Below are 23003 nucleotides of genomic sequence, written 5' to 3'. Positions count from 1 at the left end.
CGGAGCGGCATCGACGGCACGGACGGAGGCACGGCACCACACGTATCGAGAGGACCGGAGCATGGCGATGGACTACTTCACCGACGACCGTCACGAGGGCCTTCGCGCCGAGGTCCGTGACTTCGCGGAGAAGGAGGTGCGTCCGCGGGTGGCCAGGATGGAGGCCGAGCGGACGATCGAGGTCGAGCTGGCCAGGGAGATCGCCCGGCAGGGCTGGATCGGCGTGACGATTCCCCGGGAGTTCGGCGGCCTCGGGCTGGGGCACGTCGCCAAGACCGTGATCATCGAGGAGCTGGCCCGGGTCAGCGGGGCCGCGGGCTCGATCGCGCAGGCCTCCCAGCTGGGCGTGGCCAAGGTCCTCCACTACGGCTCCCAGGCCCAACGCCGCACGTGGCTGCCGAAGTTCGCCTCCGGAGAGTGCCTGCCGACCATCGCCGTCACCGAGCCGGAGTCCGGCGGGCACGTGCTCGGGATGACCGGCACCGCGGTCCGCGACGGCGACGAGTACGTGCTCAACGGCCGCAAGTGGTTCGTCGGCAACTCCCACATCGGGGACGTGCACGGCGTGGTGCTGCGCACCGGCCAGGGCAGCCGGGGCCTGTCCGCCTTCCTGGTCGAGAGCGACCGCCCCGGGTTCCGGACCGGCTCCCCCGGCTCCCAGAGCGGGCTGCACGGCTTCAGCTTCGGCGAGATCATCCTGGAGGACTGCCGCATCCCGGCCGGAAACCGGCTCGGCCGGGAGGGGCGGGGACTGGACGTCGCCTACTCCTCCTCCACCCTCTACGGCCGGATCAACCTCGCCGCCGTCGCGCTCGGCATCCACACCGCGATCGTCGAGGACACCGTCCGGTTCGCCGAGGGGCGCGTCCTGTACGGCCGGCCGATCAACCAACTCCCGAACATCATGCTCAAGTTGGGTGAGATGCAGTCCCGGCTGATGACCGCCAGGCTCGCCGCCTACCACGCCTCCCACCTGCTCGACCACGGCCGCGCCTGCGACGCCGAGCTGATGAACGCCAAGCTCATCAACACCGAGTACGCGCTGGACTCCGCGCGCAACGCCATGGAGATCCACGCCGCCCGCGGCCTCCAGCCCGAGTTCCGTATCGAGCGCTACCTGCGGGACGCCACCCACGTCTACCCGCCGGCCGGCACCTCGGACGTCCAGCGGCTGCGGCTCGGGCAGTTCGCCTCGGGCACGTACGGCAAGCAGTGGTCGGCGGAGCTGTCCGAGCTGACCAGCTGGCCCTGGAGCGAACTCGCCGCCCAGCGGGAGGCCCACGTGGAGAAGCCGCCAGGCCTGGGCGGACGGGTGCTGCCGATGCCGCTGGCGGGCTGAGATCCCGCCCGCCGCGGCGCGACTTGACCTGTTCCTGTCGCATCCTTGCCGTGGCCGTCCCCGACCTCCGAGGGCCGTCGGCCCGACCCGACCGAGGGCCGTGAGCTGCGGCTTCGCGCCGGCGGAGCGTCCGGCGCGGGCACCGTCGCGAGGCCATCGGCCTTGTGCGCAGAGCCAGTTGATATTGCGCCGACCGCACCACGGGCTGATAGCGTTCCGTGCCGTCGGCGGCCGTGCTGCACCCCGCCGGACCGGTGACACCACGTCACCGGCTCCGACGGATCCCGGCCCCGGCTCCCTGCGACCCGGCCGCGCCGTACGGGTCGGCCCGCCGCTCGGACCCACCGGTCCGAACCGGCGCGCCGGTCCCGCGGCCAGGCCCCACGACCCGGTTCCAGGACCGGGTTCCACGACCCGGCCCCGCGGTCGGGTTCGACGGCCCGGCCCCACGGCCGGGTTCCACGACCCGGCCCCGCGACTCGGCCCTGCAGCAAGGAATCAGATGCCAGGCATACCGGCCCCCCGCACCGGCCACCGCGCCGGGCGGTCCGGCTCGCTCCGCAGCCCGCTCCTCGCCGCCGTACTGGTCCCCAGCCTGGGCCTCGCCGCCGCCTGGGGCTACGCCGCCTACCTGCTGCGCGACTCCGGCCAGCGCACCGCGCTGCTGGCCGGCAGCGCGGTCGTCGCCGCGGTGGTGCTGATCAGCCTGGTCCGCGGCATCCGGACCGCCTGGGCACTGTCCGCGCGGCTGTCCGAACTGCGGGCCGACACCATGGCGCTCGCCGAGCAGGAGATCCCCGAGGTGGTCGGGCGGCTGCGCGCCGGGGAGCAGGTACCCGCCCCGGCCGCCTGGACACCCTCCCGACGGACCGGCGACGACGTCCAGCAGGCCTCGGAGGGCCTCGCCGCCGTCCGGCAGGCCGCGGTCGCCGCCATCGTCCACCAGGCCCAGGGCCGCGAGGGGACGAAGAAGGTCTTCCTCAACATCGCCCGGCGCACCCAGATCCTGATCCACCGGCAGATCAGCATGCTGGACGCGCTGGAGCGCGAGCACGAGGACCCGGAACTGCTGCGCGAACTGTTCGCGGTCGACCACCTGGCCACCCGGATGCGGCGCAACGCCGAGAACCTCGTCATCCTCGGCGGCGACCTCCCCGCCCGGCGCTGGCGCAACGCCGTACCCGTGGTCAACGTGCTGCGCAGCGCCGTCTCGGAGACCGAGAGCTACTCCCGGGTCGTCGTCCGGGGCGTGCCGCGCGTCTCGCTCGGCGGGCAGGCCGTCGCCGACGTCATCCACCTGGTCGCCGAACTGATCGAGAACGGCACCACCTTCTCCCCGCCGTACACCCAGGTGCAGATCTCCGCGAAGGAGGTGCCCGAGGGCCTGGCGGTCGAGGTCGAGGACCGCGGACTCGGCATGACCGAGACGGAGTACCAGCGCCTCAACGCGTACCTGGCCGCCCCGCCCGACCTGGACGTCTCCGCGCTCGGCGACGACCTGCGGCTCGGCCTGTTCGTCGTCGCGCACCTGGCCGCCCGGCACGACGTCCGGGTCACCCTGCACCCGTCCCCGTACGGCGGCACCCGGGCCGCGGTGCTGGTGCCCTCGGCGCTGCTGGAGCAGGCAGCGCAGTCGGCCGCGGTGTCCGGGCTGCCCTCGGGGGCCCGGATCACCCGGGCTCCCGTGACCGACGTGGGGGCAGGGGCCGGAGCGGACGCGGGGGCGGGGGCGGGAGCGGACGCTGGGGCGGGGGCGGGGGTCGGGGGCGGCTCCGCGTCCGAAGCCCTCGGGCAGGAGCCGCCGGGTGCGACGGCCGCAGGGCACGGCGGGCTGCCGGGCGGGAGCCAGGCGGGCCCGGGACCGTTCGGCGCCCCGGGGGCCCCGGCCGTCCCCTACGGCGCGGACGGCGCCGGGGCGGCTGCCGGGGCGGCTGCCGGGACGGCTGCCGGGACGGGTGCCGGGACGGGTGCCGGGACGGGTGCCGCCGGGGTCGGCGGTGCCGAGGCGCCCGCCAACGGAGGCCTGGCCGTCGGCGCCGAGATCCCCGGACTCCCCGGCGCCGTGGTCGTGCCCCGGCCCGTGCTGCCGCGCATGTACGACCTGTCGGGCAGCCCCGCGGTGGACCAGCGCCGCCCGGCACCACGGCCCGACGACGGCTCGGACGGTGCACCGCACGCCCAAGCGGCCGTGCCGCAACGGGCCCGGGACGCCGGCCCGGCCGGGCAGCTCGGCCCGGCGACGCCCGTGTACGGGGCGCAACACCCCGCCCTGTCCGCCCCTTCCGCCCCTTCCGCCCCGCAGCGGGCCTCTGCGGACTCCCCCACCGTCCGGGAGGCCGAGGAGTGGCGGTGACGCCGCTTCGACCTGCGCTTCGACCGCTCGGCGCTGGGCGAGGTCAAGGTGCTGCCGGACGATCCGGGCCGGGCGGACCGCTTCCGTGGGCGGCCCGCCTCGGTCTCAGCCGTCGGTGCGGGGCTCAGGCGTTGGCGTGGACCGGGTGGAGTTCGGCGAGCGACCCGACCAGCGGGGCCAGCTCCGGGACCTCGGTGGCCTCGGCCAGCGTCGCCTCCAGGGCGGCGTCGTGCACCGGGCGAGCCGCCGTCAGCAGGTCGCGGCCTTCGGGCGTCAGCTCGGTGTAGATGCCGCGCCGGTCGTCCGCGCAGAGGAACCGGCCGAGCAGGCCCCGGTCCTCCAGGCGGCTCACCAGCCGGGTGGTCGCACTGCTGCTCAGCGCCGCCGCGCGGGCCAGCTGCTGCATCCGCATGTGCCAGCCGTCCTGGCGGGAGAGCGCCTCCAGCACCGTGTACTCGACCACCGAGAGCTTGAACTCGGCCTGGAGCGCCTTCTCCAGCGCGGTGTCGATCATGCCGTGCAGCGCGGCGAGCGTCCGCCAGCCGCGGGCCCGGATCTCGGCCGCATCGTCGCGGATTCCCATGACGCCTACCCTTCCGTCGCGCTGCTCGTACCGTGTGCCGGACGCGGCCCCGCGTGAGGTCTCTCGTCCGGGGTCTCGTACGAGGTTTCGTCCCGTGTCTTCCTGTGACAAGTATGCCATTTGGCGCGGAATATCGGACTGTGCAAATAGTTCGGCTTATACCCCCGCCGGTTCCCCGTCGCGGGCCTCCGCTCCGGGCCGTCAGCCGCCGCGACGGCGGGGCGGAGGCCGTTCTGCGGTGAGCGACCGGACCCCGCACGAGGGTCCGGCCCGCTCGTCACCCGGGGCGTCGAAGGACACCACGGGGCCGCACACGACCGGCTCCTCACCCCTCCCCGGACCAGGCCGACGCGCACAGCGCCGTGGCCAGTTCCTCGGTGTAGGAGGCCGCGGTCAGCCAGGCGGTGGCGAAATCCTCGTGGTCGTCGGTGACGATCCGGCCGAAGACGTCGCGCTGCTGGTTGGCGGCGGAGGCCCGCAGGCCGTCGAGGAGTTCGGCGGCGGTGGCCAGCCCGGCGGCGCGCAGCAGACCGCGGTCGGCCGCCGCCGAGGCCTCGCTCGGGGCGAGGGCGTGCCGACCGGTGGTGACCGTCTGCTCGACCCGGCGGCCGAGCACGTGGACGGGCGGGCCGTACGGCGCCGGGGTGGTCGATCCGTCCTCCAACCCGTCCGCCGACTCGCCGACCGTGGCGGAGGCCGTCGCGGACGCGGCGAGGTCGGCGGTCTGGAGGCGTTCGAGGCCGAGGTTGACCCGGCCCGCCCGGTCCGCGGACAGGGCGAGCGGGTCGGGGGCGGCCGGGGGTGTACCGATCGCGAGCAGACGCAGCTCCGGACGGTCCGCGCGCTCCAGCCGACCGATCACCCGCAGTCGCAGGCCGGGGGCGGTGGCGAGCAGCGCGAGGTTCGCCCGGAACGGCAGGTCGGGGTGCTCGTGCGCCGGACGCAGGACGATCACCGGACCGCCCTGCGCACCGCTCGCCGTGCAGCGCGCCAGCAGCTGCGGTGCACCGCCCGGGCCGGGGGCCGTACCCAGCAGGGTGACGTCCAGGAAGAGCAGGTCGCTCCCGGCCGGGCGGCTCTCGTACGGCAGTTCCTGCGCCGCGAGTGCCCGGGCCACCTGGGCGGAGGCCGGTTCCGACCAGAGCCGGGCGGCCGGCTCCGCCGTCCATGCCGCGCCCGTCGCCCGCACCGCCCGGACCGAGGCCCCGGCGCCCAGCCGACCACCACCGGACCTGGTCGCGCCCTGGACGGCCAGCCCCGCGCGGCTGAACTCACGGTGGCTGAGCGCGGCGTCGCCCAACCGGACCGTCCGGTTGCCCGCCCCGACCGCCTGCGGGGCGGCGGCCGCCGCGTCGTCGTGCGGCATCACCTCGGCGATCGTGCTGAGGCGCCCGTCGGCGTCCACCGCCCAGCTGACCGCACCGGCATGGGTGGCCGTCAGCACCGGCTCGGCGAACAGGCCGTAGAGCCGCAGACCGCCCTCCTCCCGGTAGGCCTGGCGTGCGGTGCCGCGCAGCTCGGCGACCGGCGCGGTGCCGGTGGCCAGGGCGGTGGTGAGGCCGAGGAGTTCGCGCAGGCCCGCGACCAGGTCCACCAGGCGGTGGTCGGGCGCGCCGGAGCGCGCCGCCCGGACCCTGGTCGCGACGGTGACGGCCGCCGCGGCCGGGCGGTGCAGGCCCGCGAGGCGCGCCCGGTGGGCGGCGCGCAGCAGTTCGGCCTGGGAGACGGCGCCCGCCCCGCTCACCCCGGCGGCCAGGACGGCGGCCGCGGCCCGGTGGAGGTGGCGGACGGCGGCGAGTTCGACGGCGGTGAGCGGGTCGGCGGCGATCGGGTCGGCGGCCGGCCGGTCGTTCGGCTCCCCTGACGCGCCGTCCGTGTCACTCCTGGGCTCGGGCTCCTGCTCGGGCTCCGGCCCCGGCTCGGCCTCGGCCCCGGCCTCGGCGAGCGGGCAGAGGGTGACCGCCGCGGCCCGGTGCACGCAGGCCGGGGCGAGCAGGCAGCCGCAGCGGACGCCGGCCTCCGCCGCGACCACCCCGCCCGGGGCGTGCAGCACGAGCACCGTCTCCTCGTCCACCTCCACCCGCCACTCGTCGCCTTCCCGGGCCACGGGCCGCTCCGCCAGCTTCGCCGCCGCGCCGTCCAGCCGCTTCTGCAACCGGGCACTCAGCCCGGCCACCACCTCGGCGACCACCTCGGGCCGCACACCCGGCCAGTCGCTCGTCCGCGCCGTCACGCTCATCGCACCTTCTCCCCCACCCAGCGGGCCAGTTCCAGCGGGCTCAACGCCGCCACGGGCATTCCGGCCGCGACCAGTTGGCCCGCGACCGCCTTCGAGTAGCGGGCCGTCCCGGTGTCGTCCAGCGCCGCGCAGCCGAGCAGGTGCACGCCGGAGTCCACCAGGGCCCGGGTCTGGGCCAGCAGCCCGCCGACCGGCCCGCCCTCCTCGAAGTCGCTGACCACCGCGACCAGCGTGCGGGACGGCACCGTCACCAGCTCCCGCGCGTAGCGCAGCCCGCTCGCGATGCTGGTGCCGCCGCCGACGCTCACCTCCAGCAGCAGGCCCAGCGGATCGTCCACCCGCTCCGTGAGGTCCAGGACCTCGGTGGAGAAGGCGACGAAGTGGGTGCTCAGGGAGGGCACCCCGGCCAGGATCGAGGCCGTCAGCGCGGCCCACACCGTGGAGGCCTCCATCGACCCGGAGACGTCCACGACCAGGATCAGCCGCCAGTCGTTGGCCTGCCGCGCCCTGGTCCGGAAGACCGGGCGCTCGGGCACGATCAGGGTGCCGCCGTTCGGCGCGGGGCGGGCGGTGGCCAGGTTGGCCCGGATGGTCCGGTCGAGGTCCAGCCCGCCACCCGGGCGGCGGGACGGGCGCGGCACGGCGATCCCGGTCAGGGCCGGGCGCAGCCGGGTGGCCAGCTCCCGGCTCAGTTCGTCCACCAGGCGCCGCACCAGCGGGCGCAGCCGGGCCACCCGGGCCTCGGGCAGACCGCCCGCGTGGTCCAGCACGGTGCGCAGCAGCTCGACGGACGGGCGGACGGCGGACGGGTCGATCGTCTCCAGGACGTCGGTGCGGCCCTGGGCGACGGCGGCGGCCAGCACCTCCTCGCGCACGCCGGGGCCGAACAGCGACTCCAGTTCCTCGGCCCACTCCCGCACACCGGGGTACGGGGCCTCGCGGCCGCCCTTGCCTCCCCGGCTGTCCAGGCCCGGGCCGGAGCCCTCGCCGTGGCCGCCGCCGTACAACTCGTCCAGGGCGGTGGCGAGTCGGGCACCGCGACCGGTCAGGCCGCCGCTGCCGGGGCGGCCGAGGAGCAGCCGCCAACGCTCGGCGGGGGCGAGGGTACGGGCGGGGTCGGGGTCGGGGATGTGCGGCACCTCGGCCATAGCCGAAGCCGTAACCGACGGTGCAATGGCCGCGGGCTGCGCGGGCGTTGCGGGCAGGAGGCCGCGACGGACGAGCGCCGCACGCGCCGCGAGGTCCGCGCGCACCCAGCCGGCGAGCACAGCGGGGCCGGCCTCCTCGGGCAGGGCGGCGAGCCGGGCGCCCAGACGCTCCTCGACCAGGGCCAGCAGCCGGTCCCGGGCGGCCGGGCTGAGCGTGTCGAACCCGCCGCGCAGCGCGGGCAGCCGGTCCAGGAAGGCGTCGTCGGGCAGCGAGGTGACCCGCTCCAGCAGCGGTTCCAGTGCCTGCGGCGCGGAGTCGAACAGCCCCTCCGCGGCCGTCAGCAGGCCGACCAGCGCCCGCCCGAGCGCCTGTCGCGCCTCCGGAGCGGTCGCGCCGTCCACCCACGAGGCGGCCCGGCCGCCCAGCACCTCGGCCGGCTCCTGGCCGAGCAGCACCCGCACCGCGCCGGCCGCACCCCGCACCAGCGGGCTCCCCTGCTCGGCGAGCCCGGCCAGCACGTACGCCAGCCGCACCCCGCCGAGCCGGTCCGCCCGCCGTACCAGCTCCACCAGCGCCCGCGCGTCCTGCGGATCGTCCGACCCGCCCAGGCCCTCCAACTGCCGCACGGCGGCGACGGTGAGCACCTCCCCGGCCGCGACGAGCACGGGCGGGCCGGCCACGGGGGCGCCGGCCACGGGCGTGCCGTCGTCTGCGGCGACGGGGCCTTCCGCCGCTCCCGCCGGGGTGTGGCCGGGGAAGTGGCCCGCGGTCAGGCGGTCGAGGAGGGCGAGGGCGTCGAGGAGGTCGGGGAGGGTGGCGGAGGCGGGGAGGAGGGTGGTGAGTTGGGTGAGACGGGCCTCGGTGAGGGCGGGGAGGGCGCAGGAGGCGGCGGCGGTGAGGCCGTCGATGATCTCGCGCGGGGTCGGCTGGTCGGTGAGGCGGGCGCGCAGGGCGCCTTCGGCGGCCTGGGCGGGGGTGACGCCGCGGGTGCCGGCGACGGTGAGCATGGCGGCGGTGGCGGGCGTCCAGTGCAGGCGCCAGCGGGTGCCGAGGGTTTCGGTGCCGCCGGCGCCGGTGGTGGCGACGGGCTCGCCGTAGGGGACCTCGCAGGCGGTGAGGCGGTGCAGGAGGATCTCGCGGCTGCGGTCGAGGCCGCTGCGCAGCGGGTCGAGACGCAGGTCGCGCGGGCCGGGGTCACCGGGGCCGGGGAGGCCGAGGTCGGCGAGGAGGGTCTCGACGGCGGGGGCGAGTCCGCTGCGCGGGGCGGCGGGGGTCGGGCGGCCGGTGCGGGTGCCGACCAGGACCTGTTCGAGGGCGCGGGCGACGGCCCGGCCGCGGCCGAGGGGTTCGCCCTGGGCGAGGACGGTCTGCACCGCTTCGACGAGTTCGCCGCGGCCGGGGGCGGCGTGGCCGCGCAGCCGGGCGAGGTCGCCGGCCAGCCGGACGATCTCGCGGGCGTCGGCCGGGCCGCTGGGGTGGTCCTGGACGCGCAGCGCGGCGCAGATCCGGACGGCGGTGGTGGTGAGCGCCTCGGCGAGGCGTTCCGGGTCGCCGCCGGCGTCGAGGACGGTGTGCTGCCACTCCGGGTCGCGGATGCCCGCCGGGTAGCCGGAGCGGGCGTCGAGCAGCGGGTAGGTGTACGGGATCAGGGACAGGACGTGCCCGGGGTCGTCCGGGTGCGGCGGCTCCTCGGTGGCGAGGGGACCGCCGAGCAGGGCGGGGGCGTGGAAGGCGCCGATCACGGCGGCGACCCGGCGCCCGCCGACCGAGGCGGCCTGGATACGGGACCGCATCCAGGCCTCGCGGCGCAGGTCGTACGGGTCGACGCCGGGGCCGGTCTCGGCGTCCCGGCGCAGTGCCCAGCCGACCAGCAGGGCCGCGCGCCGGACGGCCTCCGGGGTGGAGCCGGGGGCGGCCGTCTCGACCAGGCGGTCCCACAGGTCCTCGTCGGAGTCCCGGCCGGTGAGGCGGTGGCGCAGCGCGTCGGCGACGCCGGGTGCGTCCGGGATCCGATCGGTGCGCCCGCGCTCCGCCGTGCGGGCGGCGCGGTGGGCGAGCGGGAGGTCGCAGGCGACGGCCTCCACCCCGTTGCGCCGGGCCCAGCGCAGGGCGGCGAGCTCTGGGGAGAAGTCGGCGAACGGGTAGAAGGCGGGCCCGGCCGCCTCCTCGGGCCCGGCCGGGGCCGCCGCGAGGGCGACCGGGGCCCGGGTGGCCTCGTCGGCGAGCGGGCCGAGCCAGGGCTGGAACTCGGCGGGCAGCTCGACCAGGACGACGTCCGGCCGGGCGGCGTCGAGCAGCGCGGGGACCACCGCGCTGAGGGACGGCGCGTGGTGGCGCACGCCGATCAGGTAGGGGCCGGGGCGACCGGTGCCGGCAGCGGCCAGCCGGTCGGCCTCGGCCCGGACCGCCTGGTCCGGGTGCTCCGCCTGGTCCGCGTCGTCCGGGCGGGTGGTCTCCGCGCTGCTCATCGGATCAGGCCTCCAGTGCCGGGCGGAGGTCCCACAGGGTGCGCCAGGTGGCGGCGCCCTGCTCGGCGCGACGGCGAACCGGGCCGTCCCAGTAGCCGAGCAGCCGGGCCGCGTCGGACGGCTCGTCCTTGCGGACCACGCCGAGGAGCTGGCCGGGCAGCCGGCCGAGCAGGTCCCCGCCGTCGGGCAGGTAGGCGGCGCTGACGCCGAGCGCGGTGGCGACGGAGACCGCCTCGGCGGTGCTCATCACGGTGGACGGGCGTTCGACGTCCCAGCCTTCGGTGGACCGGCCGCTGCGCAAGTCCCGGAAGGCCGTGACCAGGGCCTCCAGGACGGCGTCGTCCACCGCGTAGGCGGCACCGGCCCGGGCCACGGCGGCGGTGGACTGGCGGCGGACCAGGTCGACCTCGGCGGCGAGGCTGCCGATCGGGCCGACCGTCTCGAAGTTGAACCGCCGCTTGAGCGCCGCGGACATCTCGCTGACGCCCTTGTCCCGCAGGTTGGCGGTGGCGATCAGGGTGAAGCCGGCCGCGGCGTGCAGTTGGCCGTCCGGGGTGCCGGCCAGTTCGGGGACGGCGATGCGCCGCTCCGAGAGCAGCGAGACCAGCGCGTCCTGCACCTCGGGCAGGCAGCGGGTGACCTCCTCGACCCGGGCGACCGCGCCGGTGGTCATCGCGGTGAGCACCGGCGAGGGCACGAGGGCCTCCCGGCTGGGCCCCTTGGCGAGCAGCAGGGCGTAGTTCCAGCCGTACTTGAGCTGGTCCTCGGTGGTGCCGGCGGTGCCCTGGACGGTGAGCGCGCTGCTGCCGCAGACGGCGGCGGCGAGCAGCTCGGAGAGCATGGACTTGGCGGTGCCGGGCTCGCCGACGAGCAGCAGGCCGCGCTCCCCGGCGAGGGTGACGACGCAGCGTTCGACCAGGGCGCGCTCGCCGACGAACTTCGGCTCGATGATCAGGCCCTTGCGCCCGGCCTTGAGCTTCTCGCCGCCGCTGCCCATCACGAAGGTGACCACGGCGCGCGGGGTCAGGAGCCAGCCGGGCGGGCGCGGGCCGCTGTCGTGGGCGGCCAGGAACTCCAGTTCGGCGGCGTACTTCTCCTCGGGCGGGACGGTCTGCCGGTCGGCCGCGGCGGGGGCGGCGGCGCCCTTGGTGGTCTCGGTGGCGGTCATCGGCGGGCCTTCCTGCGCTTGCCGGTCTGGAGCTCTTCGTATCCGGGGGCGTCGCCGTCGACGGTCCGCTGCCAGGCCCGGGCGAACAGCTCGGGGACGGGCAGGGGGACCAGCGCGGGCCGGTGGGTGGGCAGTTCGTAGAGGGCGGCCTTCCATGTCTCGGCGGGCAGGGCGGGCGACTTGGCCTCCTGCCAGCCGCCGGGCAGGAAGAGGCTGCGGCCGGCCCGGGAGCGCTTGGCCTCCAGCACCAGGCCGCTGGCGGCGAGTTCGGCGCGGGCCTTCTTCAGCCGGGCGGGCTTCCAGCCCGTCCAGCGGGCGGCGTTGCGGTCGGTCGGGTCGGGCAGGGCGAGCAGTTGGAGGTAGAGCGTGGCCGCGTCCTCGCCCAGGCCGTGGGTGCGGGACACCTCGGCGACCAGCTCGGGGACGGACAGCAGCGGGTTCTGCAGCCAGGCCGGGCCCTCGCCGGGGGCCGGCACCGAGGCGGCGGAGGCGGCCAGTTGCTCCGGCTCGCCGCGCAGCACGGCTTCGATGGCGCCCCGCTCGGCGGAGAACCAGTAGCTGCTGGAGAGCCCGTCGAGCAGTTCGAGCAGTGGGTCGTCCGGGCCGGTGAGGGCGGCCGGGCGCAGCCAGATCCGCTCGTAGTCCTCGTGGTACGGCGTCAGGACGAGCGCCGGGCCGCAGTGGACCAGGCCGTCCCGGTCGGCCCCGCCCTCGGTGGGCAGGCCGAAGTGGGTGCGCAGGACGGCGGCCAGCGAGGCGCCCTTGACGGTGCGCACCAGGTCGAGGTCGAGCAGCAGCTCCGGGTCGGCGAGGCGGTCGCGCAGCGCGGCGGCGGCGGTGGGCAGCAGCGGGCGCAGCGGGCTGTCGGCGGGCAGGTGGTAGGCGAGCCAGCGCAGCGCGGCGATGGTGGAGCCGAGGGCGCCGGTCTCGGGGACGGCGGACTCGTCCTCGGGCGTCAGCCGCTGGCCGACCCCGTCCACCTCGGTGAACCGGAAGCCGGTGCGGCCGGCCAGCCACGGGGTGTGGGCGGGGTTGAGCACCGCCTCGACGGTGTCGATGGACACGCCCTGGACGGTGGCCAGGGCCTCCTCGGGGAGGGTGACGAGCCGTCCGAAGCGCCGGATCCACTCCTCGGCGCCGGCGGCGATGTCGGGGCCCTCGGTCCACAAGGTCTTCGGGTCGGCGGGCAGCAGGGCGCCCCAGACGGCGGCGAGGCCGTTGTGGTCGTGCCCGCGCAGCCAGGCCCGGGCGGCCTTGAACTCGGCGGCCTTGAGGCCGAGTTCGGTGGGCGCGGAGATGTCCGTCCAGTACAGCAGGCCGGACGGCGGGCTGAGCAGCAGGGCGGAGCGGGCGGTGCCGATGCCGGTGAGCTCGTTGAAGGCCTCCGCCCTGGCCGCGTCCCGGGGGACGGATCCGTGCAGCGCGGCGACCCGCCAGAACTTGGCGACCCAGGCGGCGTCGACCAGTTCCTCGGTGCCGCGCTCCTCGAGGGTGGTGAAGTGCGCGACGGGGCCGAACTCCCCGCTCGGGTCGTGGTCGACGGCGAGCCAGTGCACCCAGCCGTCGGCGACCTGGCGCTGGTGGCCGATGATGACGACGGTGCGCCCGCCGTGCCGCAGCACCTCGCCCTCGCGGGGCGTGACCGGCCGGGGGCCGGTGGCGTTCGGGGCCGGCGGCACCTGCTCGGCGAGGACGATCTCGCGCAGGGTGGCGCCGCGGTCGGCCAACGGGCCCCTGGTCAGCTCACCGAGCAGCAGGACCAGCGAGGAGCGGTGGGCGGGCTCGGTGAACGGCGAGGCCACCGCGTAGGCCAGCGCGTGGATCCGGCCGAGCAGCCGGAGCCAGCCGTAACTGACGCTGCCGTTGTGCAGGGTGACGGTGGCGGGGCTGGTCCAGCCCTCGCCCTCGGCGGCGGGCGGGGCGGCCAGCACGGCGGTGACGGCGCGCAGGTTGTTGAGCACCCGGCAGCGCTCCTCGGAGCCCCAGTTGTTGCCGAAGCCGCCGATCTCGGGCAGCACGGCGCGCACGGCGTCGCGCAGTTCGTGGTCGCGGCCGTGGTCGGGCCGCCACTCGGCGTTCTTCGCCTTGCCGGGGCGCTCGGCCTCCGGCTGCGGGACGAACCGGGCGACCCGGTCCAGTAGGTCGGCGGCGGTGCGGGCGAGCCCGGCGACGCCGGCCAGCAGCCGCGGGTGGGCGATGCCGGGCAGGATCGCGCCGACCTCCGGGACGGGCAGGGTGCGCGAGGTGCGCCGGGCGAGCGGGCGGCGCACGCCCTGGACGGTGAGCCAGCACCGCTCGCCGGCCGGGACGGGTTCGGTGTCGACCGGCCAGGCGGCGTCGACCAGCCGGGCGGCCTGCTCGGCGGTGACGGCGCGCAGTGCCTGCGAGCCCGCCTCGTCGCGCGGGCGCAGGGCGTGCCAGTGCGGGTACGGCGGGATGAGCGGGGTGCCCGCGGCGGAGAGCTCGCCGGAGCGGCCGGGGCGCAGGTCGACGGTGCGGTCGGCCTGGCCGGTGAGGTCGGGCAGGTTGAGCGAGAAGTGCTCGCCGGAGGTGTGGCTGACCACCGGGGCGGCCGCGCCGGGCAGGGCGAGCCTGGCCACCGGGACGGTGTCCGTCCGGTGACCGGCCAGCGGCAGCTCGATGCGGTGACCGTCGGCCGTGAAGGCGGTGACGGCCTTGCCGGGCTCCGTCCTGACCCAGTTGCCGAGCACGGTGCCGTCGGTGCCGAGCGGGGTCCGCTCCAGGCCGGGCTGGAGCGGCAGCAGCCAGGTGCTGCGCTGGACCAGTCGGCCGGCGTGGGCGGTGGCGGCGATCACCGGCGGTTCGGCGGTGCGCCCCAGGGTGCCGGTGGCCGGGTCGAGTTCGCGCAGGACGGCCTCGCCCTCGGCGGTGCGGCGCATCGTCCAGTAGCCGGTGCCGTCGCCGAGGACGGGGTGCTCGTGGGGCATCCGGGTGTCGCCGGCGTGCAGCGGGCGCTCGCCGGTGGTGCGGCCGCCGCCGGGCAGTTGGAGGGAGGGCGCCTCGGGCTCGCGGTCGCGGTAGTAGTAGCCGGCGATGGTCTCGCCCTCCAGCTCGAACCGCTCGTCCGGGCGGCTGGACCAGTACGCGAGCTGCTTGCCCTCCTCGGACCAGACGACCAGCAGTTCGCCGTCGACGAAGCGCAGCCTGGTCCGGTTGCGCTCGTGCGACGGCCGCTCGGGCAGCCGCAGGGTGTGCTCCAGCACGATGCCCTGCGGGCCGACCACGACGGCCCGGTCGAGGCGGGCGAGGATCAGGTGCGGCCAGGCGTCCTCGATGAGCAGGTCGCTCAGGCCGGCGCCGGCCAGGCTGGGGACGGGGTGCTGCGGGGCGTCGTCGGCGGGCGGGTCGGCGAGTTTGCCGAGCGCCTCCTCCAGGGCGGGCCAGCCGAGTTCGTCCAGGATTCCGGCCCGGAGGGCGTCGGTGAGCAGCGCGGTGACGTCGAGGGCGGCGATCCGCTCGGCGACGGCCGGGGCGACCGTCCGGATGGCGGTGTGGTACTGGCCGATCGACCGGACCAGGTCGGCGGCGCCGGCCAGGCCGCGGGCGGCGGTCAGCTCCTCGGCGCGCTCCTCGGCCCACTCCGCGAACAGCTCGTTCAGCAGCGGCACGGCGGGGGCCTGGCGCCGGACGGCCGTCTCCCAGGCGGGCGGGGTGGCCCGGCGCAGCAGCGGCCGGTAGCGCGCGTCGGCGCCGACGGCGGTGAGGGCGGAGCTGTCGGGGCCGCTCTGCGCCGCCCAGTCGCGCAGGTCGAAGCCGAGGCCGCCGGGCGGGTCGGCCACCGGCACGCCCGCGGCCAGCAGCAGGTCCAGCAGGTCGATCCGGGTGTGGCTGGCGCGGATGCCGGTGTGGAGGTCCACCGGGACGGCGTCGGCCTTCAGCCGCTCGACCATCCGGCCGGCCAGCGCGAGGGTGGCCGGGCAGCTGGGCCGGTTGCGCCAGCCGCGGCCGTGGTGGTGGCACCAGCGCTGGAGCCATGCGGCGGCGGGCTCGGCGCCCTCGGCGCGGGGGCCGGTGAGCAGTTCCTCGGCGCCGGTCTCGGCGAGCACCGCCAGCCAGGCGGTGTCGTGCGGGGCCGGGTCGGCGGAGGCCGGGTCGGGCAGCAGTTCCAGCAGTCGGGTGCGGACCGCCGTGTCGTCGCGGCCGAGCTCGACCAGCGCGCCGTGCCAGGACTTCCAGAACGCGGCGGGCGCCCGGTTGACCGCCGGGGAGTCCAGCAGCTCGGCGAGCAGCGCCCGTTCGTGCTCGGTGCGGTCCAGTCCGGCGGCCTTGATCAGGGCACGGGCGTCCTCGGCGATCCCGGCATACGGGGCCATGCCGGCCGCGGAGCGCTCGGTGCACAGCTGGCGGAAGCGCTGCCAGGCGGTCAGCGGGTCGAGCCGCTGGGCGAGCTCCTTGACGTACTGGCGCAGCGACTTGACGGTGAGCGCGCCGGCCAGGGCGAACTCCAGGAAGACGGCGCGCAGCCGCTCCTCGTCCACCGTCAGGCCGTGGGTGCGCTCGGCCTCGCGGGCCTTGCCGAACCAGGCGGCGGCGTAGGTCTGGTTGCCGTGGCCGAGGAAGATCCGGCCGACCTCCTCGCAGAAGGTGGGCAGGAAGTGCGGGACGGCGCGGCCGAGGCGGGTGGCGAGCTCGTCGAAGCCGTCCTTGGCGGCGCCGGGCTTGGAGGCGGCCTGGCGGGCGATCCGCTCCAGCTCCTTGACCAGGGCGAGCGCGTGGTGGCCGTTGGCCGGGTCGTGGACCAGTGCCCAGGCGGGGAAGCCGAGCGCCTCCTGGCGGACCTGGCCGACCTCGGCGGCCCCGGCCTCCGGCGCCAGGCCGAGGAAGTCGAGGGCGAGGTCCTCGGCCGGGCCGAGCGCGCCGGGGACGAGCCGGACGATCCGGCGGCCGTCGAGCGCGGGGTGGGTGTAGGTGCGGGCGGTGAGCACGTCGGCGGCGCTGTCGGGGCGGCCGGCGTCGGGCAGGGTGCCGGACGGGAGCACGGCCCCGGCGTCGAGCAGCTCCTCGGGCGTCGCGGCGCGGTCGGCGCCGTTGCCGCCCGGGTTGGTGGTGGTCGTGGTCAGGCCGGTGGCGGTCATGCGGCTTCCTCCCCCTGGATCGTGCGGCCGGCGTACAGGGCGGCGGCCATCCGCATGCCCTCGGACCAGGCGACCGGTCCGACCTCGGTGAGCGGCAGGGCCCGGCCGTCCGGGCCGGCCCAGCTGAGCGCGCCCGTCTCGCACGCGTCGTACTCGTAGTAGTCGCCGACCCAGACCCGGGCCTCGACGGTGCGCCCGCCCTCGGTGACCGACTGGACGGCGGAGCCGCCGCGGACCCGGCAGCCGAGCCGGTTGCAGCGCCCGACCAGCTCGCGCAGCTCCCGGTAGCGGCCGCCGGCGTAGGTGGTGACCTCGGTGCCGGCCGACCCGTCGGCGGGCCGGTGCCAGACCTCGCGGTAGAGCTGCTGGACGCGCTGGGAGACGCCGAGCTCGACGGCGAACTCGCGCAGCTCGTCGAGGTCTTCGAGCAGGACGGGGTGCGGTATCAGCACCTCGCCGTCGGTGAGGCGCACGGTGTCGCCGTCCAGGTCGACCAGGCCGAGGCCGCGCTCGGCGTCGGCGCCGCGCAGGAAGCCGGCCACGGAGCCGTCCACGGCGGTGACCACGAGGTCCTTCAGGACGCCCTGCCAGGCCTCGTCCGGCCACACGGCGGTGAGCACCGCGGCGGGCACCGGCAGCGAGCGGACCATCCAGCGCTCGACGTCCTCCAGGCAGCCCCGCTCGTGCGCGGCCAGCCACTCGGCGAGCTGCTTGAGCTGGACGACCACGCGGTCGTCACCGAGCTTCGACGGCAGGGACTTGAGGTCTCGGCCCGCCGCGTTGCGGCACGCCACCCTGCCCTCCCCGTCGAGCGCCACGCGGTACCCTCCCGCGTCCGTCTCCACCCATGCCACGGCCGTACTCCTCCCACCGGGAAACACCTGTCGATCGCCTGCTGACCAGCGATGCGAGGAACGTAGCGAGGCCCACTGACAATGCGACGGGCGGGGTGAACTCCGGCCGTGACATGCAGACTTCAAACCACTCGAACGGGTGATCGAAGAGACGAAAAAGGCGGGGCGGCTGCCCCCACGCAGCCGCCCCGCCCGTCCTTCCGCCCCGCCCGTCCCCCGGCCCCGACGACCCCTCGGCCCCCGCCCCGTCAGCCCAGCGGCGCCCGGGGCACGATGACCGGCGCGCCGTCCCCCGGCGCCGCGAGCACATGGCTGTCGATGTCGTACAGCGCCCGCACCAGCGGAGCGTCCACCACCTCGCGCGGCGGCCCGCAGGCCACCACCGCGCCGTCCCGCAGCGCGACCAGCAGGTCCGCGTACCGGGCGGCCGCCGCGAGGTCGTGCAGCACCATGACCACCGTCCGCCCGCCCGCCGCGACCCGGCGGACCAGCTCCAGCACCTCCACCGCGTGCCCGAGGTCGAGCGCGCTGGTCGGCTCGTCGAGCAGCACCACCGGGGTGTCCTGGGCGAGCACCATGGCCAGCCAGCAGCGCTGGCGCTGGCCGCCGGAGAGCCGGTCGAGCCGGCGGTCGGCCAACTCCTCCACGCCGGTGGCGCGCAGGGCCTCGGCGGTCAGCCGCTCATCCTCCGCCGACCACTGCCGGAAGAGTCCCTGGTGCGGGTGGCGGCCGTAGCGGACGAGTCCGGCGACGGTCACCGCCTCCGGGGCCTGCGGGCTCTGCGGCAGCAGCGCGACCCGGTGGGCGGCCTGGCGCGGGCGCAGCCGCCACACGTCCTCGCCGCCGACCAGGACCCGCCCGCCGTCCGGCCGGTGCAGCCGCGCGACGGACCGCAGCAGGGTGGACTTCCCGCAGCCGTTCGGCCCGACCACCGCCACCACCCGGCCGGCCGGGACGGTGAGGTCGACGCCGCCGAGCACCGGGCGCCCCGGCCCGTAGCCGGCGCTGAGTCCCTGGATCGTCAACTCCATGGCAGCTCCCCCTCGACCGGCGCCCGCTCAGCTGCCGCCGAGCGCCTTGGCGAGGTCGCCGATGACGACGTCCGCGGCGAGCGGGCCGCCCCGGGTGGACCAGACCGAGCCGTCCACGGTGACGGCGTGGTTGTTCTTCACCGCGCCCAGCTCCTGGTAGGCGGGCTTGGACTGGACGTCCTTGAGCGCGGTCTTGCCGTCGTCGGTCAGGGTGGAGAGGAACAGCCAGTCGCCGTCGATCTCGTTGAGCTTCTCCAGGCTGAGCGCCGGGCTGTGGGCGTTGCCGTCCTTGTCCTGCGCGGCCGGGCGGGTCAGGCCCATGTCCAGGGCGACGCCGCTGGCGAACTGCTTCTTCTCCATCCAGCTCGGGCCGGTGGGGTTCCAGCGGACGATGGAGACGGCGGCGCCCTTGTTCTTGCCGAGCTCGCCGCCCGCCTTGGCGGCCTTGGCCTCGTAGTCGCCGATCACCTTGTTGGCCTGGTCGAGCTTGTTGACGGCGTTGCCGATGCCCCGGAAGGCGAGCTTCCAGTCGTCGGTGGGCGCCATGGTGACCAGCGTGGCGGGGGTGATCTCGCGCAGCTGCTTGAGCACCTGCTCGTCCTGCATGTCGCCGGCCAGGATCAGGTCGGGCTTGGCGGCGATCACCTTGTCCATCACGGGCTGGAGCAGGTTCCCGACCACCGGGACGCCCTGCACCTTGTCCTTGAGGTACGCGGGCGGCTCGGCCAGCCCCTGGCCGTTGGTGATGCCGGCCGGCTTGACGCCGAGGGCGAGCACCGCGTCCAGGTCCTCCTGGGTGAGGGTGACGATCCGCTTGGGCTCGGCGGGGACCTCGACGGCCTTGCCGGTGGCGTCCTTGACGGTGCGCTTGCCGGTGTCGCCGCCCTTGCCGCCGCCCGCCGCGTCGGCCGCCGGGGAGGCGGCCGTGGACGAACCCGAGGAGGAGGAGCCGGAGGAGCCGCAGCCGGTGAGCAGGAGCGCGGCCGCCCCGGTGACGGCCAGCGCCTGGGCCGCACGGCGGCGGACGGGGCTGAGCGGGCGACGGGCGAACGGCATGGGTGCCTCCGGGCAACGGTGGTACGGGAGTTGAGCGGCGTCCGGGTTGTTCGGCGGGGCGGAGGGGCCCCGCGGGACGGACTCGACCATTAGGTTAGCCTTACCTTATGACATTGTCGCAAGCCGGCGTCACCAAGGCGCCCCCCGCCACCGCGCCGGAGCCCCGACGGCCCGGGGGCCGCCCGGAGGGGCCCGGGGGCCGCCCGGAGGGCACCCGCCCCACCTGGCCGGCCGTCACGGCGGCGGTGGTGCTCCTGCTCGCCCTGGCCGCGCTCTCGCTGTCGGTCGGCGCCGGCGAGGTCGGCCCCGGCCGGGTGCTGGACTACCTGCTGAACCACGACGGCGCCCGCGCCGACGGCCGACTGGCCCTGGTCGTCGGCGACCTGCGACTGCCGCGCACCCTCACCGCGCTGCTGGTCGGCGCGGCGCTCGGCGTCGCCGGGGCGCAGCTGCAGTCCGTCACCCGCAACCCGCTGGCCGAGACCGGCCTGCTCGGCGTCAACGCCGGCGCCTCGCTGGGCGTGGTGCTCGGCATCGCCGTACTCGGCGTCCAGAGCTCCTACGGCTACCTCGCCTTCGCCTTCGGCGGCGCCGTGCTCGCCAGCGCGCTGGTGCTGCTGATCGCGGGCAGCCGGGGCGGCGGCTCGCCGATGCGGCTGGTGCTGGGCGGCTCCGCGGTCGGCGCCACCTTCGGCGGGCTCACCGGCGTGCTGATCGTCAACTCGCCCGAGGCCTACGACCGTTACCGGGTCTGGGTGCTCGGCTCACTGGCCGGGGTGGAGGGCTGGAGCACACTCGCCCGGCTCACCCCCGTCCTCGGCGCCGGCTTCCTGCTCGCCGCGCTCACCACCCGGCCGCTCACCGCCCTGGCACTCGGCGACGACCTGGCCCGCGGCCTCGGCCACCGCCCCGGCGCCACCCGGGCCGCGGTCGCCGTCGCGGTCACCCTGCTGACCGCCTCCGCGGTCGCCATGGCCGGGCCGGTGTCCTTCCTCGGCCTGCTGGCCGGCTTCCTCGCCCGGTCCCTCGCCGGTCCGCGGATCGGCCGACTGACCCTGCTCGCCGGACTGTTCGGCGCGGCCGTGCTGACCGGCGCCGACGTGCTGGCCCGGGTGGTGGCCAGGCCGTACGAGGCACCGGTGTCGGTGATCGTCGCCCTCGTCGGCGCCCCGGCCCTGATCGCCATCGTCCGCTCCCGGCGCTCCGCCGCGCTCGCCCTCAGCGACCCGGCCGAGGCCACCCCGCCGGCCGGACGGCGGGCCGAACCACCCGCCCCGAAGCCTGACCTGGCACTGCGGTACGGCGCCTGGTCGCTGCTGCTCCCCCGCCGGGCGCTGGCCGCCTCGTTCGGCCTGGCCGCCGCCCTGCTCGCCGCCGTGGTGGTCGCCGCCCACGCCGGGCAGAGCGAACTCGACCTCGGCCGCACCTTCCAGGCCGTGTTCGGCTACGGCGACCGCCTCGACGTGCTGCTGGTGCAGAAGTTCCGGCTCGGCCGGATCGTCGCCGCCCTCGCCGCCGGGGCCGCGCTCGGCCTGGCCGGCTGCCTGACCCAGACCCTCGCCCGCAACCGCCTGGCCACCCCCGAACTCCTCGGCGTCAACGACGGCGCGACCGCGGCCGTGCTGATCTCGGCCACCGCCTCCGGCACCTTCGGCGCCTGGTGGGCCGGACCGCTCGGCGCGCTGGCCGCCGTCCTGGTGGTCACCCTGGTCTCCGGCGGGCTCGGCGCGCGCGGCTATCGGGTGCTGGTCGTCGGCCTCGCGATGTCCGCGCTGGCCTCGGCGGTGATCCAGGTCGCGCTGGCCCGCCGCTCGCTCAACTCGGCCGGATCGCTGTACGTTTGGACCTCCGGCAGCCTCAACGGCCGGGACCTCGCGATCGCCACGCCCGTCCTGGTCGGGCTGGCCGTACTGGTGCCGCTCGCCCTGGTGGCGGCCCGGCGGCTGGCGGTGCTGCGCTTCGACGACAGCGTCGCCTCGGCGCTCGGCGTCGACCCGGGCCGGGTGCGGCTCGCCTGCCTGCTGCTGGCCGTCGCCCTGGCCGGGCTGGCGGTCGGCGTCTGCGGGCCGGTCGGCTTCGTGGCACTGGCCGCGCCGGTGGTCGCCGGGCGGCTGGCCGGACCCGCACGGGTGCCGGTGCTCGGCTCGGCCCTCACCGGCGCCCTGCTCGTCGTCCTCGCGGACACCCTGGGACGGGTGCTGCTCGGCGGGGTGGAGATCCCCGTCGGCATCGTCACCACCGTCCTCGGCGGCCCGTTCCTGCTCTGGGTGCTGCTCAGCCGCAAGGGCAGCCCCGCGTGACCACCCCTGGAGAACCCACCGTGGAAGCCCCGCCCGTCGTCGCCCTCGACCCCGACGACCCCGCCTACCGCCTGGTCACCTTCACCCACCGGGAGGCCGACTGCGACGGCGTGCTCGCCCTGCTGCACACCGTCACCGACAAGGACCGCCACGCCGGGGACCTGACACCGCACCTGATGGCGCGTCAGGCCGACGGAAGCTGGTCGATCACCTACCGGCTGCGCGAGGACCACCGCGCCTCCTACCAGCTGTACCCCTTCCGGGGCGAGGCCCCCGGCACCACCCGCGCCGACTGGCTGCGCGTCCTGGACCGGGCCCGCCCCGACCCGTACGACACCGAACCCCGGCTGCCCGCCCGCGACGGCCGGCACCCCTCCTCCGTGCTCAGCCTGCCCGCCGCGCCCGCGCAGCCGTACGTGGTGCGGCGCGAGGGCGTGCCGCGCGGGCGGACGGTCGCGCACACGGCGGCCGGCCGGCGGGTGGACGTCCACCTCCCGGCCGGGCACCGCGCGGACGGCGGACCGTACCCGGTCGCGGTGCTGCTGGACGGCGAGATGTGGGGCGGGGTGCTGTCCGTCGGCGACACCCTCGACAACCTGGCGGCGGACGGCGCGATCCCGCCGACCGTCGCCCTGCTCGTGCACACCATGGGCCCGCAGCGGCCGGACGACCTGAGCTGCAACCCGGCCTTCGTCGACCTCCTCGCCGACCGCCTCCTCCCCTGGGCCGCAACGGAGTTCGGCGCGAGCACCGACCCCGCCGACACCGTGGTCGCGGGCCAGAGCGCGGGCGGCCTCACCGCCGCCTACGCGGCCTACCGCCGCCCGGAGCGCTTCGGCAACGCGCTCTCCCAGTCCGGCTCCTTCTGGTGGCCCGACGAGACCGAGTTCGACGTCGGCAGCGAGTGGCTGACCCGCCGCCTCGCCGCCGAACAGCGGCGCCCGGCCCGCTTCTGGATCGAGGTCGGGCTCCAGGAGTGGATGCTGCTCGCCCAGAACCGCCACTTGCGCGACGTCCTCACCGCCCGCGGCTACGACCTCGCCTACCGCGAGTTCAACGGCGGCCACGACTACGCCTGTTGGCGCGGCGGCCTGGCCGACGGGCTCGCCCACCTGCTGGGCGGCCGGTGACCTGCGGACCAGCCGGTCCGCGGGCGGTCGGCGGCGGTCCGGGACCTCACCCCTGATCGCCGCCGGCGGTCGCGGTCGGGATCCGGGAACGGCGTCACCGTCTTCTTCCGGGGTCCACGATCGGGTAGAGCGGGAAGCCCATCCGCGGGTAGTCGCGGATGGGCTTCCCGCTCGAGTCGTTGTCGGGGTCGGTCGGCGGGTCGATCCGGCACGGTGGCGTTGCTCCCGTGCCCGGTG

12 protein-coding genes are annotated in these 23003 nt (G+C 76.5%); 4 read left to right on the top strand and 8 right to left on the bottom strand.

Going from position 1 to position 23003, the window contains the following annotated elements:
• Window positions 1-61 precede the first annotated feature (61 nt).
• Window positions 62-1339, top strand: a complete 1278-nt coding sequence (locus tag ACFY4B_RS05915) for an acyl-CoA dehydrogenase family protein (RefSeq protein ID WP_063780157.1) — start codon at window positions 62-64, stop codon at window positions 1337-1339.
• Between the two features lie 502 nt (window positions 1340-1841).
• Complete coding sequence (locus tag ACFY4B_RS05910) at window positions 1842-3692, top strand: ATP-binding protein (RefSeq protein ID WP_387966631.1); 1851 nt, start codon at window positions 1842-1844, stop codon at window positions 3690-3692.
• Between the two features lie 124 nt (window positions 3693-3816).
• Here the strand turns inward: ACFY4B_RS05910 and ACFY4B_RS05905 are convergent, their stop codons facing one another.
• The 8 genes from ACFY4B_RS05905 to ACFY4B_RS05870 form a co-directional block, all read right to left on the bottom strand.
• The gene (locus ACFY4B_RS05905) at window positions 3817-4275 is read right to left on the bottom strand and encodes a MarR family winged helix-turn-helix transcriptional regulator (RefSeq protein ID WP_049660429.1); all 459 of its coding nucleotides are present in this window, start codon (window positions 4273-4275) and stop codon (window positions 3817-3819) included.
• A gap of 325 nt (window positions 4276-4600) precedes the next feature.
• Complete coding sequence (locus ACFY4B_RS05900) at window positions 4601-6508, bottom strand: hypothetical protein (protein WP_387966630.1); 1908 nt, start codon at window positions 6506-6508, stop codon at window positions 4601-4603.
• Between the two features lie 2 nt (window positions 6509-6510).
• Window positions 6511-10131: a DUF5682 family protein gene (locus ACFY4B_RS05895; RefSeq protein ID WP_387966629.1), complete on the bottom strand. Its 3621-nt coding sequence runs from the start codon at window positions 10129-10131 to the stop codon at window positions 6511-6513.
• A 4-nt stretch (window positions 10132-10135) separates the two neighbouring features.
• Entirely contained in the window at window positions 10136-11299 is a 1164-nt protein-coding gene (locus ACFY4B_RS05890) for an AAA family ATPase (protein ID WP_387966628.1), read from the bottom strand.
• Window positions 11296-16395: a hypothetical protein gene (locus tag ACFY4B_RS05885; RefSeq protein WP_387966627.1), complete on the bottom strand. Its 5100-nt coding sequence runs from the start codon at window positions 16393-16395 to the stop codon at window positions 11296-11298. Before ACFY4B_RS05885 ends, ACFY4B_RS05890 begins: the two co-directional genes overlap by 4 nt.
• Window positions 16392-17249, bottom strand: a complete 858-nt coding sequence (locus ACFY4B_RS05880) for a DUF4132 domain-containing protein (RefSeq protein WP_049658519.1) — start codon at window positions 17247-17249, stop codon at window positions 16392-16394. Before ACFY4B_RS05880 ends, ACFY4B_RS05885 begins: the two co-directional genes overlap by 4 nt.
• A gap of 248 nt (window positions 17250-17497) precedes the next feature.
• Window positions 17498-18280, bottom strand: a complete 783-nt coding sequence (locus tag ACFY4B_RS05875; protein WP_049658517.1) for an ABC transporter ATP-binding protein — start codon at window positions 18278-18280, stop codon at window positions 17498-17500.
• A 27-nt stretch (window positions 18281-18307) separates the two neighbouring features.
• Entirely contained in the window at window positions 18308-19336 is a 1029-nt protein-coding gene (locus tag ACFY4B_RS05870) for an ABC transporter substrate-binding protein (protein WP_049658516.1), read from the bottom strand.
• Window positions 19337-19443: 107 nt separating this feature from the next.
• Between ACFY4B_RS05870 and fhuB the strand changes: the two genes are divergently transcribed.
• On the top strand, window positions 19444-21636 hold the full coding sequence (fhuB, locus tag ACFY4B_RS05865; protein WP_387966626.1) for a Fe(3+)-hydroxamate ABC transporter permease FhuB: 2193 nt from the start codon (window positions 19444-19446) through the stop codon (window positions 21634-21636).
• A 20-nt stretch (window positions 21637-21656) separates the two neighbouring features.
• Window positions 21657-22766 carry an enterochelin esterase gene (fes, locus tag ACFY4B_RS05860; protein WP_387966625.1) on the top strand — a complete coding sequence of 370 codons (1110 nt, stop codon included), beginning with the start codon at window positions 21657-21659 and terminating at the stop codon, window positions 22764-22766.
• Window positions 22767-23003 lie beyond the last annotated feature (237 nt).

Source organism: Kitasatospora sp. NPDC001261, from assembly GCF_042896795.1.
Taxonomy (GTDB): domain Bacteria; phylum Actinomycetota; class Actinomycetes; order Streptomycetales; family Streptomycetaceae; genus Kitasatospora.
The sequence above is the reverse complement of the archived record's forward strand: the minus strand, read 5'-3'. Positions and strand labels throughout refer to the sequence as shown.